The organism is Protofrankia symbiont of Coriaria ruscifolia (assembly GCF_900634745.1).
Lineage (GTDB): Bacteria > Actinomycetota > Actinomycetes > Frankiales > Frankiaceae > Protofrankia > Protofrankia californiensis.
This window is the reverse complement of record NZ_CAAAFR010000183.1, coordinates 72,441-87,883: the sequence shown is the minus strand read 5'-3', so window position 1 is coordinate 87,883 and position 15,443 is coordinate 72,441. Positions and strand designations below refer to the sequence as shown.

General features: G+C 67.0%; 25 protein-coding genes. All 25 read left to right on the top strand.

Translation table 11 applies throughout. The annotated features are described in order from the left end of the window. Positions 1–209 precede the first annotated feature (209 nt). Positions 210–584: a 30S ribosomal protein S12 gene (gene rpsL, locus CV1CTNOD_RS20835; protein WP_047221564.1), complete on the top strand. Its 375-nt coding sequence runs from the start codon at positions 210–212 to the stop codon at positions 582–584. After that, positions 584–1,054: a 30S ribosomal protein S7 gene (gene rpsG / locus CV1CTNOD_RS20830; RefSeq protein WP_047221565.1), complete on the top strand. Its 471-nt coding sequence runs from the start codon at positions 584–586 to the stop codon at positions 1,052–1,054. Before rpsL ends, rpsG begins: the two co-directional genes overlap by 1 nt. Before the next feature lie 6 nt (positions 1,055–1,060). Further along, positions 1,061–3,157 (top strand): elongation factor G, encoded by a 2,097-nt coding sequence (gene fusA, locus CV1CTNOD_RS20825; RefSeq protein ID WP_131787659.1) that lies wholly within the window; start codon positions 1,061–1,063, stop codon positions 3,155–3,157. Between the two features lie 163 nt (positions 3,158–3,320). Next, positions 3,321–4,514 carry an elongation factor Tu gene (gene tuf, locus CV1CTNOD_RS20820; protein ID WP_131768537.1) on the top strand — a complete coding sequence of 398 codons (1,194 nt, stop codon included), beginning with the start codon at positions 3,321–3,323 and terminating at the stop codon, positions 4,512–4,514. Between the two features lie 168 nt (positions 4,515–4,682). Then, positions 4,683–4,991, top strand: coding sequence for a 30S ribosomal protein S10 (rpsJ, locus tag CV1CTNOD_RS20815; protein ID WP_013875113.1), 309 nt, complete (start codon positions 4,683–4,685; stop codon positions 4,989–4,991). A gap of 16 nt (positions 4,992–5,007) precedes the next feature. After that, a complete protein-coding gene (gene rplC, locus CV1CTNOD_RS20810; RefSeq protein ID WP_131787658.1) occupies positions 5,008–5,748 on the top strand; it encodes a 50S ribosomal protein L3 in 741 nt (246 codons plus the stop codon). Then, positions 5,745–6,569, top strand: coding sequence for a 50S ribosomal protein L4 (rplD, locus tag CV1CTNOD_RS20805; RefSeq protein ID WP_131787657.1), 825 nt, complete (start codon positions 5,745–5,747; stop codon positions 6,567–6,569). The genes rplC and rplD overlap by 4 nt, the downstream gene beginning before the upstream one ends. Further along, on the top strand, positions 6,566–6,862 hold the full coding sequence (gene rplW / locus CV1CTNOD_RS20800) for a 50S ribosomal protein L23 (protein WP_131768534.1): 297 nt from the start codon (positions 6,566–6,568) through the stop codon (positions 6,860–6,862). The genes rplD and rplW overlap by 4 nt, the downstream gene beginning before the upstream one ends. Before the next feature lie 74 nt (positions 6,863–6,936). Beyond that, positions 6,937–7,770 carry a 50S ribosomal protein L2 gene (rplB, locus tag CV1CTNOD_RS20795; protein ID WP_131787656.1) on the top strand — a complete coding sequence of 278 codons (834 nt, stop codon included), beginning with the start codon at positions 6,937–6,939 and terminating at the stop codon, positions 7,768–7,770. Between the two features lie 73 nt (positions 7,771–7,843). Then, positions 7,844–8,125 carry a 30S ribosomal protein S19 gene (gene rpsS / locus CV1CTNOD_RS20790; protein ID WP_131768532.1) on the top strand — a complete coding sequence of 94 codons (282 nt, stop codon included), beginning with the start codon at positions 7,844–7,846 and terminating at the stop codon, positions 8,123–8,125. After that, positions 8,118–8,555 carry a 50S ribosomal protein L22 gene (gene rplV / locus CV1CTNOD_RS20785; protein WP_131787655.1) on the top strand — a complete coding sequence of 146 codons (438 nt, stop codon included), beginning with the start codon at positions 8,118–8,120 and terminating at the stop codon, positions 8,553–8,555. The genes rpsS and rplV overlap by 8 nt, the downstream gene beginning before the upstream one ends. Then, a complete protein-coding gene (rpsC, locus tag CV1CTNOD_RS20780) occupies positions 8,555–9,505 on the top strand; it encodes a 30S ribosomal protein S3 (protein ID WP_131787654.1) in 951 nt (316 codons plus the stop codon). The genes rplV and rpsC overlap by 1 nt, the downstream gene beginning before the upstream one ends. 4 nt (positions 9,506–9,509) lie before the next feature. Continuing rightward, a complete protein-coding gene (gene rplP / locus CV1CTNOD_RS20775) occupies positions 9,510–9,926 on the top strand; it encodes a 50S ribosomal protein L16 (RefSeq protein ID WP_131787653.1) in 417 nt (138 codons plus the stop codon). Next, entirely contained in the window at positions 9,926–10,225 is a 300-nt protein-coding gene (gene rpmC, locus CV1CTNOD_RS20770) for a 50S ribosomal protein L29 (protein WP_131787652.1), read from the top strand. Before rplP ends, rpmC begins: the two co-directional genes overlap by 1 nt. A gap of 5 nt (positions 10,226–10,230) precedes the next feature. Then, positions 10,231–10,557, top strand: a complete 327-nt coding sequence (rpsQ, locus tag CV1CTNOD_RS20765; RefSeq protein WP_242606885.1) for a 30S ribosomal protein S17 — start codon at positions 10,231–10,233, stop codon at positions 10,555–10,557. A gap of 172 nt (positions 10,558–10,729) precedes the next feature. Next, complete coding sequence (gene rplN / locus CV1CTNOD_RS20760) at positions 10,730–11,098, top strand: 50S ribosomal protein L14 (protein WP_013875102.1); 369 nt, start codon at positions 10,730–10,732, stop codon at positions 11,096–11,098. 11 nt (positions 11,099–11,109) lie between these two features. Beyond that, positions 11,110–11,427: a 50S ribosomal protein L24 gene (gene rplX, locus CV1CTNOD_RS20755; protein ID WP_131768653.1), complete on the top strand. Its 318-nt coding sequence runs from the start codon at positions 11,110–11,112 to the stop codon at positions 11,425–11,427. A gap of 167 nt (positions 11,428–11,594) precedes the next feature. Continuing rightward, the gene (rplE, locus tag CV1CTNOD_RS20750; RefSeq protein ID WP_131787651.1) at positions 11,595–12,164 is read left to right on the top strand and encodes a 50S ribosomal protein L5; all 570 of its coding nucleotides are present in this window, start codon (positions 11,595–11,597) and stop codon (positions 12,162–12,164) included. A 118-nt stretch (positions 12,165–12,282) separates the two neighbouring features. Then, complete coding sequence (locus tag CV1CTNOD_RS20745; protein ID WP_131768525.1) at positions 12,283–12,468, top strand: type Z 30S ribosomal protein S14; 186 nt, start codon at positions 12,283–12,285, stop codon at positions 12,466–12,468. 174 nt (positions 12,469–12,642) lie between these two features. Continuing rightward, positions 12,643–13,050, top strand: a complete 408-nt coding sequence (gene rpsH / locus CV1CTNOD_RS20740; RefSeq protein WP_131768524.1) for a 30S ribosomal protein S8 — start codon at positions 12,643–12,645, stop codon at positions 13,048–13,050. An 11-nt stretch (positions 13,051–13,061) separates the two neighbouring features. Continuing rightward, complete coding sequence (gene rplF / locus CV1CTNOD_RS20735) at positions 13,062–13,598, top strand: 50S ribosomal protein L6 (RefSeq protein ID WP_131787650.1); 537 nt, start codon at positions 13,062–13,064, stop codon at positions 13,596–13,598. Positions 13,599–13,609: 11 nt separating this feature from the next. Further along, entirely contained in the window at positions 13,610–13,978 is a 369-nt protein-coding gene (gene rplR / locus CV1CTNOD_RS20730) for a 50S ribosomal protein L18 (RefSeq protein ID WP_131787649.1), read from the top strand. Positions 13,979–14,027: 49 nt separating this feature from the next. Further along, complete coding sequence (gene rpsE, locus CV1CTNOD_RS20725; RefSeq protein WP_131787648.1) at positions 14,028–14,636, top strand: 30S ribosomal protein S5; 609 nt, start codon at positions 14,028–14,030, stop codon at positions 14,634–14,636. Beyond that, a complete protein-coding gene (gene rpmD / locus CV1CTNOD_RS20720; protein WP_131768520.1) occupies positions 14,636–14,821 on the top strand; it encodes a 50S ribosomal protein L30 in 186 nt (61 codons plus the stop codon). Before rpsE ends, rpmD begins: the two co-directional genes overlap by 1 nt. Further along, complete coding sequence (rplO, locus tag CV1CTNOD_RS20715) at positions 14,818–15,312, top strand: 50S ribosomal protein L15 (RefSeq protein ID WP_131771015.1); 495 nt, start codon at positions 14,818–14,820, stop codon at positions 15,310–15,312. The genes rpmD and rplO overlap by 4 nt, the downstream gene beginning before the upstream one ends. The last annotated feature ends 131 nt before the right edge of the window (positions 15,313–15,443 follow it).

The window sequence follows — 15,443 nt, the reverse complement described above, 5'->3', positions numbered from 1 at the left end:
GCCATCTCATGGCACTGTGGCCCGTCCTGCCGGGCCGGCGGTGACGGGGATGACCCCGCCTTCACGAAGGCGGGCGGGCGTACTCCCATGGCAGACCGTCCCGATTGTTCCGGTCTTCCCAGGGATTGCGACACGCCCGACCGCGTGGGTCGGACACAGCTGACATAACAGCAGGTACCGGCAGGAACGGAACAGGAACGGGAGCGGCGTTGCCGACGATCCAGCAGTTGGTCCGCAAGGGCCGGCAGGACAAGGTCGAAAAGACCAAGACCCCGGCGCTCAAGGGGAGCCCGCAGCGTCGTGGCGTGTGCACCCGCGTCTACACGACCACGCCCAAGAAGCCGAACTCGGCGCTGCGCAAGGTTGCCCGGGTCCGGCTCCACAGTGGGATAGAGGTCACCGCCTACATCCCGGGGGTAGGGCACAACCTGCAGGAGCACTCGATCGTCCTGGTGCGCGGCGGCCGAGTGAAGGACCTTCCGGGCGTCCGCTACAAGATCGTTCGCGGGACGCTGGACACGCAGGGTGTCCGCAACCGCAAGCAGGCACGCAGCAAGTACGGAGCAAAGAAGGAGAAGGCCTGATGCCACGCAAGGGCCCGGCTCCCAAGCACGTCGTCGTCGTCGATCCGGTCTACGGCTCACCGCTGGTGACAGCGCTGGTCAACAAGGTTCTCCTGAGCGGCAAGAAGTCGCTGGCCGAACGGATCGTCTACGGGGCGCTGGAGGGCGCTCGGGAGAAGACCGGCAACGACCCCGTGGTCACGCTCAAGCGCGCTCTCGACAACGTCAAGCCGACCCTGGAGGTGCGCAGCCGCCGGGTCGGTGGCGCCACCTACCAGGTACCGGTCGAGGTACGCGCGAGCCGGAGTACGACACTCGCGCTGCGCTGGCTTGTCGGCTACGCCCGGCAGCGGCGTGAGAAGACCATGACCGAGCGCCTCATGAACGAGCTGATCGACGCCAGTAACGGTCTCGGCGCGAGCGTGAAGCGGCGCGAGGACACCCACAAGATGGCGGAGTCCAACAGGGCCTTCGCTCACTACCGCTGGTAACCAACAATGTCTGCTGACGTACATGCCGCGCTGGCCTCGACCCGCAACATCGGGATCATGGCCCATATCGACGCGGGCAAGACCACCACCACCGAGCGGATCCTGTTCTACACCGGCGTCAACTACAAGATCGGTGAAGTCCACGATGGCGGCGCCACCATGGACTGGATGGAGCAGGAGCAGGAGCGGGGGATCACCATCACCTCCGCCGCCACCACCTGTACCTGGCGCGATCACACCATCAACATCATCGACACTCCGGGGCATGTCGACTTCACGGTCGAGGTGGAGCGGTCGCTGCGTGTCCTCGACGGTGCCGTCGCGGTCTTCGACGCCGTGGCCGGTGTCGAGCCGCAGAGCGAGACCGTCTGGCGCCAGGCCGACCGTTACGACGTCCCGCGGATCGCGTTCGTCAACAAGATGGACCGGGTCGGCGCGGAGTTCCACCGGTGTGTGGAGATGATGGTCGACCGGCTCGCCGCGACCCCGGCCGTCATCCAGCTGCCGTGGGGTGTCGAGGCCGACTTCAAGGGCGTCATCGACCTGGTCCGGATGAAGGGCCTGCTCTGGCACACCGAGGACAAGGGCGCCTCCTACGAGACCGTTGACATCCCGCGCGACCACGTCGAGGCCGCGCAGGAGTGGCGGGACAAGCTCGTCGAGACCGTCGCCGAGAACGACGACAGCCTGATGGAGCTCTACCTGGAGGGCGAGGAGCCGACCGAGGAGCAGCTGCGGGCGGCACTGCGCCGGGCGACGCTGACCGGTTCGGTCAACCCGGTCCTGTGCGGGTCGGCGTTCAAGAACAAGGGCGTGCAGCCCATGCTCGACGCCGTCGTCGACTTCCTCCCGAGCCCGCTGGACATCGGCACCACCGTCGGCCACGCCATCGGCCGGGAGGACACCGAGGTCTCCCGCGAACCGGACGAGAACGAGCCGTTCGCCGCGCTCGCCTTCAAGATCATGACGGACCCCTACGTCGGGAAGCTGACCTACATCCGGGTCTACTCCGGACGCCTCACCTCGGGCTCTCCGGTGCTGAACTCGACCAAGGACCGTAAGGAGCGCGTCGGCCGCATCCTCCAGATGCACGCCAACCACCGGGAGGACCGTGAGGGCGTCGGCGCCGGCCAGATCGTCGCGGTCGTCGGTCTGAAGAACACCACGACCGGTGACACGCTGTGCGACCCGAACGCTCCGGTCATCCTGGAGTCGATGACCTTCCCGGCCCCGGTCATCAGCGTCGCGATCGAGCCGAAGACCAAGGCCGACCAGCAGAAGCTGGGCACGGCCATCGGCCGGCTGGCCGAGGAGGACCCGACCTTCCAGGTCCGCACCGACGACGAGACCGGTCAGACGATCATCGCCGGCATGGGCGAGCTGCACCTCGACGTGCTCGTCGACCGGATGCGCCGCGAGTTCGGCGTCACCGCCAACGTCGGCAAGCCGCAGGTCGCCTACCGGGAGACCATCCGGCGCAAGGTCGAGAAGGTCGACTACACGCACAAGAAGCAGACCGGCGGCTCCGGGCAGTACGCCCGCGTGATCATCAATCTTGAACCCTCCGGCGGCGACGGCGGCGGCTACGAGTTCGAGAACAAGGTCACCGGTGGCCGCATCCCGCGTGAGTACATCCCCTCGGTCGACGCCGGCTGCCAGGAGGCGATGGAGTTCGGCGTGCTCGCCGGGTACCCCCTCGTCGACGTGAAGGTCACCCTGACCGACGGCCAGTACCACGACGTCGACTCGTCCGAACTTGCTTTCAAGATCGCCGGTTCGATGGCGTTCAAGGAGGCGGCGCGGCGGGCCGACCCGGTGCTGCTCGAACCGATGATGGCGGTCGAGGTCACCACCCCTGAGGACTACATGGGTGACGTGATCGGTGACCTGAACTCGCGGCGCGGGCAGATTCAGGCCATGGACGAACGGTCCGGTGCACGCATCGTGAAGGCGACCGTCCCGCTGTCCGAGATGTTCGGCTATGTCGGGGACCTGCGGTCGAAGACCTCGGGCCGGGCCGTCTACTCGATGCAGTTCGACTCCTATGCCGAGGTTCCGGCAGGGGTCGCGAAGGAGATCATCGCAAAGGCACGTGGGGAGTGACCGGTGACCGGACGTAGCGATACTGTTCGCGAATCCGGCACCACCACTGATCATTAGCAGGCTACCAGTGGTCGGAAGGCGACGCGATCACAGATCTCGCGTCGCCGGAGGCCCCAGGGATCACTAGCACGGCACGACACCACCCGTCCTTGGAGGGACACCCGTGGCGAAGCAGAAGTTCGAGCGGAACAAGCCGCATGTCAACATCGGGACCATCGGTCACATTGACCACGGCAAGACCACGCTGACCGCGGCCATCACCAAGGTCCTGCACGACGCGCACCCGGATCTGAACCCCTTCACGCCGTTCGACCAGATCGACAAGGCGCCGGAGGAGAAGGCCCGCGGCATCACGATCTCGATCGCCCACGTCGAGTACCAGACCGACAACCGGCACTACGCCCACGTCGACTGCCCCGGCCACGCTGACTACATCAAGAACATGATCACCGGTGCGGCGCAGATGGACGGTGCGATCCTGGTCGTGTCGGCGACCGACGGCCCGATGCCGCAGACCAAGGAGCACGTGCTGCTCGCCCGCCAGGTCGGCGTGCCCTACATCGTCGTGGCGCTGAACAAGGCCGACATGGTCGACGACGAGGAGATCCTCGAGCTCGTCGAGCTGGAGGTCCGGGAGCTGCTCAGCTCGTACGAGTTCCCCGGCGACGACGTTCCGGTGGTGCGGGTCTCGGCGCTCAAGGCGCTGGAGGGCGACAAGGAGTGGGGAGCCAAGCTCCTCGAGCTCATGCAGGCTGTCGACGACTCCATCCCGGAGCCCGAGCGTGACATCGACAAGCCCTTCCTCATGCCGATCGAGGACGTCTTCACGATCACTGGTCGTGGCACGGTCGTCACCGGTCGCGTGGAGCGCGGTGTGGTCAAGGTCAGCGAGACGGTCGAGATCGTCGGCATCCGGCCGGACGTCACCACGACGACCGTCACCGGCGTGGAGATGTTCCGCAAGCTGCTCGACGAGGGGCGCGCCGGTGACAACGTCGGCCTTCTCCTGCGTGGTGTGAAGCGTGAGGACGTGGAGCGCGGCCAGGTCGTCACCAAGCCGAAGTCGATCACGCCGCACACCAACTTCGAGGCGCAGGTCTACATCCTCAGCAAGGACGAGGGTGGTCGTCACACACCATTCTTCAATAACTACCGTCCGCAGTTCTACTTCCGGACCACCGACGTGACCGGTGTGGTGACCCTCCCCGAGGGCACCGAGATGGTCATGCCGGGTGACAACACGGAGATGACGGTCGAGCTCATCCAGCCGATCGCCATGGAGGAAGGTCTGCGGTTCGCCATCCGTGAGGGCGGTCGTACCGTCGGTGCCGGTCGCGTCACCAAGATCCTGAAGTAGCCACCGCGGCGGCGGGCCCGGTATGCCCGATCCGGGGCATACGGCCCGCCGCTTGCGCAGTGCATGCACCTGACAACAAGCGGTACATCCGGCGGCAGCTCCGGCGAAGGAACGGACCCTGCAGGGCCTGCGAGCCGGACGAGACAGACAGGACAGGCGAAGCCCACCATGGCGGCACAGAAGATCCGCATCCGGCTCAAGGCCTACGACCACGAGATCATCGACAGTTCGGCGCGAAAGATCGTCGAGACGGTGACGCGGACTGGTGCGCAGGTCGCGGGACCGGTGCCGCTGCCGACGGAGAAGAACGTCTACTGCGTGATCCGGTCGCCGCACAAGTACAAGGACAGCCGCGAGCACTTCGAGATGCGTACGCACAAGCGGCTGATCGACATTCTTGACCCGACACCGAAGACGGTCGACTCGCTGATGCGGCTCGACCTTCCCGCCGGTGTCGACATCGAGATCAAGCTTTAAAGGGGCCGGCGCAGTCATGCTCAATCGCAACTACAGGGGGCTCCTGGGCACCAAGCTCGGGATGACCCAGGTATGGGACGCGAACAACCGCGTCGTTCCGGTCACGGTGATCAAAGCCGGGCCGAACGTGGTGACGCAGGTCAGGACACCGGATCGGGACGGCTACTCGGCGGTCCAGCTCGGCTACGGCGAGGTCGACCCCCGCCGGGTGACCCAGCCGCTGCGTGGCCACTTCGCGCGTGCGGGTGTGCCGCCGCGGCGGCATCTGGTGGAGCTGCGCACCGCGGACGCCGCCAACTACCGCCCTGGCCAGGAGCTGGCCGGCGAGGTCTTCTCCGCGGGCAGCATCGTGGACGTGACCGGCACATCCAAGGGCAAGGGCTTCGCCGGTGTGATGAAGCGGCACGGCTTCAAGGGCCTCGGCGCCGGCCACGGTGTCGAGCGCAAGCACCGCTCGCCCGGCTCGGTCGGCGGGTGCGCCACCCCCGGCCGCGTCTTCAAGGGCCTGCGGATGGCCGGGCGGATGGGGCACGAGCGGGTCACCATTGCGGGCCTGAGCATCCACGCCGTCGACACCGACCGCGGCTTCCTGCTGATCAAGGGTGCGGTTCCCGGCCCGGACGGTGGCCTGGTGCTCGTCCGCAGCGCGGCCAAGCGTCCCGCGCCGGCGGACTTCGAGCCCGTCGCCGAGACGGCCGCCGTCGAGGCACCCGCCGACGGCAGCGCCGCGACGTCCAGCGAGGAGGTATCGGCATGAGCGCCGTGACGGCGTCAGCGCGTAGGCGGTCGCGGGGTGTGGGTGACGACGACCAGAGCGCGCCGCCCCAGACTCGGACGGTCGTCGTCCACGCCCCTGTCGGCGGTGAGGCCGGCAGCGTCGAACTGCCGGGCGGGATCTTCGACGTGGCGGTGAACGTGCCGCTCATCCACCAGGTGGTGGTGGCACAGCTCGCGGCAGCCAGGCAGGGAACCCACTCCACACTGACCCGCGGCGAGGTCCGCGGCGGTGGGCGCAAGCCGTACCGGCAGAAGGGCACCGGTCGGGCCCGGCAGGGTTCGCTGCGTGCTCCGCAGTTCACCGGTGGTGGCATCGTCCACGGTCCCAAGCCCCGCTCCTACGACCAGCGGACGCCGAAGAAGATGAAGGTCGCCGCATTGCGCGGCGCCCTGTCCGACCGGGCGCGCAACCAGCGGGTGCATGTCGTGTCGTCGCTGCTGATCGGTGACACACCGTCAACGAAGGCCGCGCTCACGGCCCTGCGGACGATCACGGACACCCGCCGGGTGCTGGTGGTGGCGGCTCGTAACGACGAGCTCACCTGGAAGAGCCTGCGCAACGTTCCTGCCGTGCATCTGCTCGACCCCGGCCAGCTCAACACCTACGACGTGCTCGTCAGCGACGACGTGGTGTTCACCCGCAGTGCCCTGGCCGCATTCCTGGACCGTTCGCAGGCTCAGGCCTCCCGTGGCCGTGGGGTAAGGCCTGCCACCGCCGCGACCGACGCGCCGGAAGTGTCGGGGGCCCAGGCGCCGGCCGAGTCCGATGACGACGCGGAAGCCGAGGAGGAAGCCAAGTGATCCCCGACCCGCGCGACGTGGTCATCAAGCCGGTCGTGTCCGAAAAAAGCTACGGCCTGCTGAACGAGAACGTCTACACCTTCATCGTCCGCCCGGACGCGAACAAGACCGAGATCAAGATTGCGGTCCAGCAGATATTCAACGTCCGGGTGCTCAGCGTCAACACGAGCAACCGCTCGGGCAAGCGCAAGCGCACGCGCACCGGCTGGGGCCAGCGCAAGTCCACCAAGCGGGCCATGGTCAGTCTGGCGCCGGGAGACTCCATCGAGATCTTCGGAGGTCCCGGTGCGTGACATGCAAGCCGACGAGTACGCAGCCAGGGGCCTGCTGGGCCTGGCGTGCGGGGACTAGGACACGGTGGATAACGATGGGGATTCGTAGGTACAAGCCGACGACGCCGGGACGCCGTGGCTCGAGCGTCGCCGACTTTGTCGAGATTACTCGTGACCACCCGGAGAAGTCGCTGGTCCGCCCGCTGCACTCCAAGGGCGGTCGCAACGTCCACGGGCGCATCACCACCCGGCACCAGGGCGGTGGCCACAAGCGCGCCTACCGTCTGATCGATTTTCGGCGGGACAAGGACGGCGTGCCGGCCAAGGTCGCCCACATCGAGTACGACCCGAACCGGACCGCCCGGATCGCGCTGCTCCACTACGCCGACGGCGAGAAGCGCTACATCCTCGCCCCGGTGAAGCTCAAGCAGGGTGACGTGGTCAGCTCGGGTACGACCGCCGACATCAAACCCGGCAACTCCCTCCCACTGCGCAACATCCCGACCGGCACGGTGGTGCACGCCATCGAGCTGCGTCCCGGCGGTGGTGCGAAGATTGCGCGTAGCGCCGGGACCAGCGTCCAGCTGGTCGCGAAGGAGGGCCCTTTCGCCCAGCTGCGGATGCCGTCGGGGGAGATCCGCAACGTCGACGTCCGCTGCCGGGCCACGGTCGGCGAGGTCGGCAACGCCGAGCAGAGCAACATCAACTGGGGTAAGGCTGGCCGGATGCGCTGGAAGGGCCGTCGTCCCACCGTCCGCGGTGTGGCGATGAACCCGGTCGACCACCCGCACGGTGGTGGTGAGGGCAAGACCTCCGGTGGTCGCCACCCGGTGAATCCGAAGGGCCGTCCCGAGGGACGTACCCGCAGAACCCGCAAGTCGAGCGACGCGCTGATCGTCCGTCGTCGGAAGCAGAACAGGCGGCGGTGATCACGATGATTCACATCCGGCGTCCCACAACGCCTGACCACCGATTCTGAGCAGGAAGGAGGAGACACACGCCATGCCACGCAGCCTGAAGAAGGGCCCGTTCGTCGACGACCACCTGCTCAAGAAGGTGGACCTTCAGAACGCCAAGGGCACGAAGAACGTCATCAAGACCTGGTCACGGCGCTCGACGGTGATCCCGGACATGCTGGGTCACACGATCGCCGTACACGACGGTCGCAAGCACATCCCGGTGTTCATCACCGAGGGGATGGTCGGCCACAAGCTCGGTGAATTCGCACCGACCCGGACCTTCCGCGGCCACGTCAAGGAAGACCGGAGGTCACGTCGTGGCTGACGCTCTTGTTGACGGGCTGACCAGGTCCGGGCTGGAAGGCGCCCGCGCGTCGGCCCGCTACGTCCGAGTATCGCCGACAAAGGCCCGTCGGGTCATCGACCTGGTTCGTGGCCGGTCCGCCCGCGAAGCCCTCGACATCCTCCGTTTCGCCCCGCAGGCGGCGAGCGAGGACGTCTACAAGGTGGTCGCGAGCGCGGTGGCCAACGCCGAGCACAACCACGGCCTCGACCCGGCAACGCTCTGGGTCGGTGAGGCATATGTCGACGAGGGCCCGACCCTCAAGCGCATCCGCCCACGGGCGCAGGGCCGTGCCTATCGGATCCGCAAGCGGACCAGCCACATCACGGTCGTCGTGGAAAGCCGAAAGCCGGTTGCGGCGACCCGCGGCGCGTCGACCGGCGCACCGAAGACTGCAGGGAGGGCCCGGTAGTGGGTCAGAAAGTCAACCCGCACGGGTTCCGGCTGGGTATCACTTCGGAGTTCACCTCTCGCTGGTACGCCGACAAGCAGTACAAGGCGTACGTCGGTGAGGACGTGAAGATCCGAAAAATGATGTCCCGGGGTATGGAGCGCGCGGGTATCAGCCGGGTCGACATCGAGCGCACCCAGGGCCGGCTGCGGGTGGACATCCACACCGCCCGTCCCGGGATCGTCATCGGACGTCGTGGCGCCGAGGCCGATCGCATCCGTGGCGACCTTGAGAAGCTGACCGGCAAGCAGGTCCAGCTCAACATCCTCGAGGTGAAGAACCCCGAGGTGGACGCCCAGCTCGTCGCGCAGGGCGTGGCGGAGCAGCTGTCGAGCCGGGTCAGCTTCCGGCGGGCGATGCGCAAGGCCATGCAGTCGGCGATGAAGGGCGGTGCCAAAGGCATCCGGGTGCAGTGCTCCGGACGTCTTGGCGGGGCCGAGATGAGCCGCTCGGAGTTCTACCGTGAGGGTCGTGTGCCGTTGCACACGTTGCGTGCCAACATCGACTACGGATTCTACGAGGCCCGGACCACCTTCGGTCGCATCGGCGTGAAGGTCTGGATCTACAAGGGCGACGTCGTGCAGAGCCGTGCGGAGCGGGAGGCCCAGGAGGCACTTCAGCGCCAGCACCGCCGCGAGCGTCCGCGCCGTGGGCCGCGGTCGGGTTCGTCCGGTACCACCACGGGTGGTACCGATGCCGGTCGTGCGGCAGCTCGTCAGGGCGAGCGCCGTGGCCGCGGCGGCGGCGGTGGCGGCGATGCCGCGGCTGCCGGCAGCAGTAGCGCGGCTGCGGCCGAGTCGGCGCCGGAGCCTGCGGCCGCGCCCGAGGCCGCAGGCTCCGCGGTACCGGTCTCGCCTCCGGCCGACACCGCCGTGTCCGCTGGCGCGGCCACGCAGGAGACGGAGGGCTAGGACGATGCTGATTCCCCGCAAGGTCGCACACCGCAAGCAGCACCATCCCAGTCGTGACGGTGCGGCCAAAGGTGGCACCAAGATCGCGTTCGGTGAGTTCGGCATCCAGGCGCTCGAGTCCGCCTACGTGACGAACCGGCAGATCGAGTCGGCGCGTATCGCGATGACCCGCCACATCCGTCGTGGCGGCAAGGTCTGGATCAACATCTACCCGGACCGCCCGCTGACCAAGAAGCCGGCTGAGACCCGGATGGGTTCCGGTAAGGGTTCGCCCGAGTGGTGGATCGCCAACGTCAAACCCGGGCGCATGATGTTCGAGCTGTCGGGTGTTGCCGAGCCGGTGGCACGGGAAGCGATGCGGCGGGCCATCCACAAGCTGCCGATGAAGTGCCGGTTCGTGACCCGTGAGGGAGGTGCGTGATGGCGGCCGCGACTGTGACTGCGGACGAGTTGCGGGCCCTGTCCGGGCAGGATCTGGTGGACAAGCTGCGCGAGGCCAAGGAGGAGCTGTTCAACCTCCGCTTCCAGGCCGCGACCGGCCAGCTCACCAACAACCACCGGTTGCAGGTCGTCCGGCGTGACATCGCGCGTATCTACACGGTGCTGCGGGAACGCGAGCTGGGTCTTGCCGACGATCCGGAGCTCGTGGAAACCGGCGTGGCTGTCGTAGCTGACGACGCCGAGCAGTTGCAAACGGCAACCCAGGCGGAACGGGCGTGAGTGGGATGACAACGGACGACACCCCGACGACGGACAGCGCGGCAGCGATCGCGCAGAACGAGACGCCGGCCGCGGAAACCGGTCGTGGCTTCCGCAAGGTCCGTGAGGGCCTGGTGGTCAGCGACAAGATGGCCAAGACCGTGGTTGTCGCCGTCGAGGACCGGGTGCAGCACCCGCTCTACGGCAAGACGATCAGGCGTACCAAGAAGGTCAAGGCGCACGACGAGAACAGCACCACCGGTGTTGGTGACCGGGTTCTTCTCATGGAGACCCGTCCGTTGTCGGCGACAAAGCGCTGGCGTGTGGTGGAAATTCTGGAGAAAGCCAAGTAGGTCGACCCGCCGAAGGCGACGCGATGATGCTTTTCGCGTCGCCGGAGGCGTTGCAGGTCTGGGGATGGCCGAAGGTAACGCGATGATGTTCTTCGCGTCGCCGGAGGCCGCACAGTAGGTCCAGCGAGCCGGCCGCCGGCAGGCGGGCGCCGACGCAGTTCGGGAGCGGGAAGTGATCCAGCAGGAGTCGCGACTTCGGGTCGCCGACAACACGGGTGCCAGGGAACTGCTGTGCATCCGCGTACTCGGTGGTTCGGGGCGTCGTTATGCCGGTATCGGCGACATCATCGTCGGGACCGTGAAGGACGCCCTGCCCGGGGCCGGCGTCAAGCGTGGTGACGTGGTCAAGGCGGTCGTCGTACGCACTACCAAGGAGCGTCGGCGCCCCGACGGCTCCTACATCCGGTTCGATGAGAACGCGGCTGTGCTCATCAAGGACGGCGGAGATCCCCGAGGCACACGTATCTTCGGGCCGGTTGGTCGCGAGTTGCGTGACAAGAAGTTCATGAAGATCATTTCGCTGGCGCCGGAGGTGCTGTGACCGTGGCCGGAATGAAGATCAGAAAAGGTGACACGGTCCAGATCGTGACGGGCAAGGACCGCGGTCTGAAGGGAAAGGTCATCAAGGCCTTCCCAACCGAGAACAAGGTGCTCGTCGAGGGCGCCAACCGGGTCACCCGGCACACCCGGGTGAACACCTCGGCTCGCGGTTCGCAGTCCGGCGGGATCATCACCCAGGAAGCGCCCATCCACATCAGCAACGTCATGATCGTGGATCCTTCCGACGGCCGCCCCACCCGGATCGGCTACCGCATCAACGACGACGGCACGAAGGTGCGGATCTCCCGCCGTACCGGCACCGAGCTGTAGACAGACATGGCTAATGTGATCGACGGGATTACCGGCGGCGCCCAGGCGGCGCCTGGCGGCGTTCCTGTCGGCTTGCGTGCCCTCCGGGCACGCGGCGTCTCCCACGGCCCTGCCGGGTCGCCGTGGGGATCGCGGTCCGTTGGGCAGAGGCTGCAAGGAAACGAGAGATGACAACTACCACTGAAGCCCGTCCGCTGCCGCGGCTCAAGCAGCGGTATCGCGAGGAGATCGCGGTAAACCTGCGTGAGCAGTTCCAGTACGCGAACGTGATGCAGATTCCGACCGTGGTCAAGGTCGTGGTCAACATGGGCGTCGGTGACGCCGCCCGGGACGCCAAGCTCATTGACGGGGCGCTGCGGGATCTTGCTTCGATCACCGGCCAGAAGCCGGCCGTCCGGCGGGCGAAGAAGTCCATCGCGCAGTTCAAGCTGCGCGAGGGAATGCCCATCGGCGCGAAGGTGACCCTGCGCGGCGACCGTATGTGGGAGTTCCTGGACCGGCTGGTCTCGATCGCCCTCCCGCGTATCCGCGACTTCCGGGGGCTGTCGCCGAAGCAGTTCGACGGTTCCGGCAACTACACCTTCGGCGTGATCGAACAGTCGATCTTCCATGAGATCGACATCGACCGGATCGACCGGGTCCGCGGTATGGACATCACGGTTGTCACGACCGCAACCACCGATGACGAAGGTCGGGCGTTGCTCCGGGCATTGGGCTTTCCCTTCCGGGAGAGCTAGCCAGGCAAAGGCCGTGCGATGATTTTTTCGCACGGCCGGAGGCCTGGGAGAGGCTGTTGGCCAAAGGCCGTGCGATGATTTTTTCGCACGGCCGGAGGCCCTGGAAGAAACAGGTCAGATGGCGAAGAAAGCACTGATTGAGAAGGCGATCCGCAAGCCGAAGTATGGTGTGCGGGGTTACACCCGCTGCCAGCGGTGCGGGCGTCCGCGGTCGGTCTACCGGGCGTTCGGCCTCTGTCGGGTCTGCCTGCGGCAGATGGCGCACCGCGGCGAGCTCCCTGGGGTCACCAAGAGCTCGTGGTAGCGGCCGTACCGCTGTCCGTCAGTACGACGCACTGCTAGACGCACTGCTAGTCGTTGCATGGCGAACTGCGCCGACGTCGGCGAAGCCTCCGGCAGCTGACGCACACCACCCACCGTTCGCGGTAGGCCCCGTACCTGTGCTGCGGGGAACCGTCGCGAGGAAGGTTCCAGCCCCATGACGATGACAGATCCGATTGCGGACATGCTGACTCGTGTCCGCAACGCCAACCGGGCGTACCACGATCAGGTGGTGATGCCGAACAGCAAGATCAAGACGCATATCGCGGAAATCCTCCAGCAGGAGGGGTACATCGCCGGGTGGCACGTTGAGGAGCCACCGGACGGGGCTGTTGGCGCGTCCCTTGTCGTGGAGCTGAAGTACGGCCCGAACCGGGAGCGGTCCATCGCCGGTGTGAAGCGCATCAGCAAGCCGGGCCTGCGGGTCTACGCGAAGGCGACCAACCTTCCCAAGGTGCTGGGTGGGCTTGGCGTGGCGATCATCTCCACGTCATCGGGTCTGCTGACCGACAAACAGGCGAACAAGCGCGGGGTAGGCGGGGAAGTCCTCGCCTACGTCTGGTAAGGAGTCGCGCGATGTCACGTATCGGACGTCTACCGATTCCGGTGCCAAGCGGTGTGGACATCTCCGTCGATGGCCCGGAGATCGTGGTCAAGGGCCCCAAGGGCACTCTCAGTCACTCGGTGGCAGAGCCGATCACTGTCAGTGCACAGGACGGCCGGTTGCTCGTCAGCCGTCCGGACGACGAGCGTCGCTCCCGTGCGCTGCACGGTCTGACCCGCACCCTCGTGGCGAACATGGTGACCGGCGTCACCGCCGGATACTCCAAGACGCTTGAGATCGTCGGTGTCGGCTACCGCGTGCAGGCTCGGGGTTCCGACCTGGAGTTCGCTCTCGGTTTCAGCCACCCGGTCGCGGTGAAGGCTCCCGAGGGCATCAGGTTCGAGGTGCAGACGCCGACCCGTTTCGTCATCTACGGGATCGACAAGCAGCAGGTCGGTGAGGTGGCAGCCAAGATCCGGCGGCTCCGCAAGCCCGACCCGTACAAGGGCAAGGGCGTGCGGTACCAGGGCGAGGTCGTCCGCCGCAAGGTCGGCAAGTCCGGGAAGTAGAGGAACGGATCATGGTTGTCAGTGTCAGCGCTCAGCGGCGTACGGCGAAGCTTCGCCGGCACGTGCGGATACGCAAGAAGGTGGCGGGTACTCCCACCCGCCCGCGACTCGTGGTCACCCGCTCGGCCCGTCACATCTACGCCCAGGTCGTGGACGACCTCGCCGGCCACACGTTGGTCTCGGCGTCCACGCTGGACGCCGCGCTGCGTACCGTGGACGGCGACAAGACCGCCCGCGCGAAGGCCGTCGGCCAGCTGGTCGCCGAACGCGCCCGCAAGGCCGGGATCACCACGGTGGTCTTCGACCGCGGCGGTCGGACCTACCACGGGCGTATCGCCGCGCTGGCGGACGCCGCCAGGGAAGGCGGGTTGGAGTTCTGATGCCTCGGCCTTCCACGCGCGGACATTCAACGAACAGGGAGATTGACTGATGCCAGGCCAGCAGCGCCGCGGAGGCGGCTCCGGCGGCTCTGACCGTCGGGAACGCCGCGACCGCCAGGGCGGCGGTCCGGCGCAGGACAAGAACGCCTACGTCGAACGGGTTGTCGCCATCAACCGGGTGGCAAAGGTCGTCAAGGGCGGTAGGCGCTTCAGCTTCACCGCTTTGGTCGTGGTCGGGGACGCCGACGGCACCGTCGGCGTCGGCTACGGCAAGGCCAAGGAGGTGCCGGCCGCCATCGCCAAGGGTGTGGAGGAGGCCAAGAAGCACTTCTTCAAGGTGCCGCGGATCGGCTCGACGATCCCGCACCCGATCCAGGGCGAGGCCGCGGCAGGGGTCGTGCTCCTGAAGCCGGCTTCCCCGGGTACCGGTGTCATCGCCGGCGGCCCGGTCCGCGCGGTGCTTGAGTGCGCGGGCGTCCATGACGTCCTGTCGAAGTCGCTCGGCTCGTCGAACCCCATCAACATCGTGCACGCCACTGTTTCGGCGCTACGGGGTCTGATGCGCCCTGAGGAGATCGCAGCCCGCCGGGGTCTGCCCATCGAGGACGTGGCGCCGCCGGCGATGCTGCGTGCCCGCACGGTCGGGGCCGGTCTCTGATGGCCCGTCTCAGGATCACACAGATCCGTTCGGAGATCGGCGGGACCCGTAACCAGCGTGAAACGTTGCGGACCCTCGGCCTGCGCCGGATCAACGCGACGACCGAACGGGACGACCGTCCAGAGGTGCGCGGGATGATCGCGACCGTGACTCATCTGGTCAAGGTCGAGGAGGTGGATGCATGAGCGAGCTGACCAAGGCAACCGAGCCGGAGACCGCCGATGCCCGACGGGGACGTGGCCTCAAGGTCCATCACCTGCGGCCCGCTCCGGGTGCCCACAAGGCCAAGACCCGTGTCGGTCGTGGTGAGGGATCCAAGGGCAAGACCGCCGGTCGCGGCACCAAGGGTTCGAAGGCCCGCAAGCAGGTTCCGGCCCGCTTCGAGGGTGGCCAGATGCCGTTGCACATGCGGGTGCCCAAGCTCAAGGGCTTCAAGAACCGGTTCCGCACCGAATACCAGGTCGTCAACGTCGCGATTCTTGCCGAACTGTTCCCCGACGGTGGTGAGATCGGCGTTGATGATCTTGTTGACGCCGGTGCCGTCCGCCGCAATGCTCTGGTCAAGGTGCTGGGTGACGGGGAGATCGGGATCGCGTTGAGCGTGCGCGCCCATGCCTTTTCCGCAACGGCCAAAGAGAAGATCACTGCTGTCGGCGGCAGCGTCACCGAGATCTAGAACGCGCACCGGACAGCTCACGCCGGAGGGCTGCCGTCCGGCGATCCCGCCTGTTCCGCCCGCTACGGCCGCCGCGCCGCCCGAGTTTGCTGGCTTCGGGCGGCGCTCTACCGTTACCCTTACCCCGAACG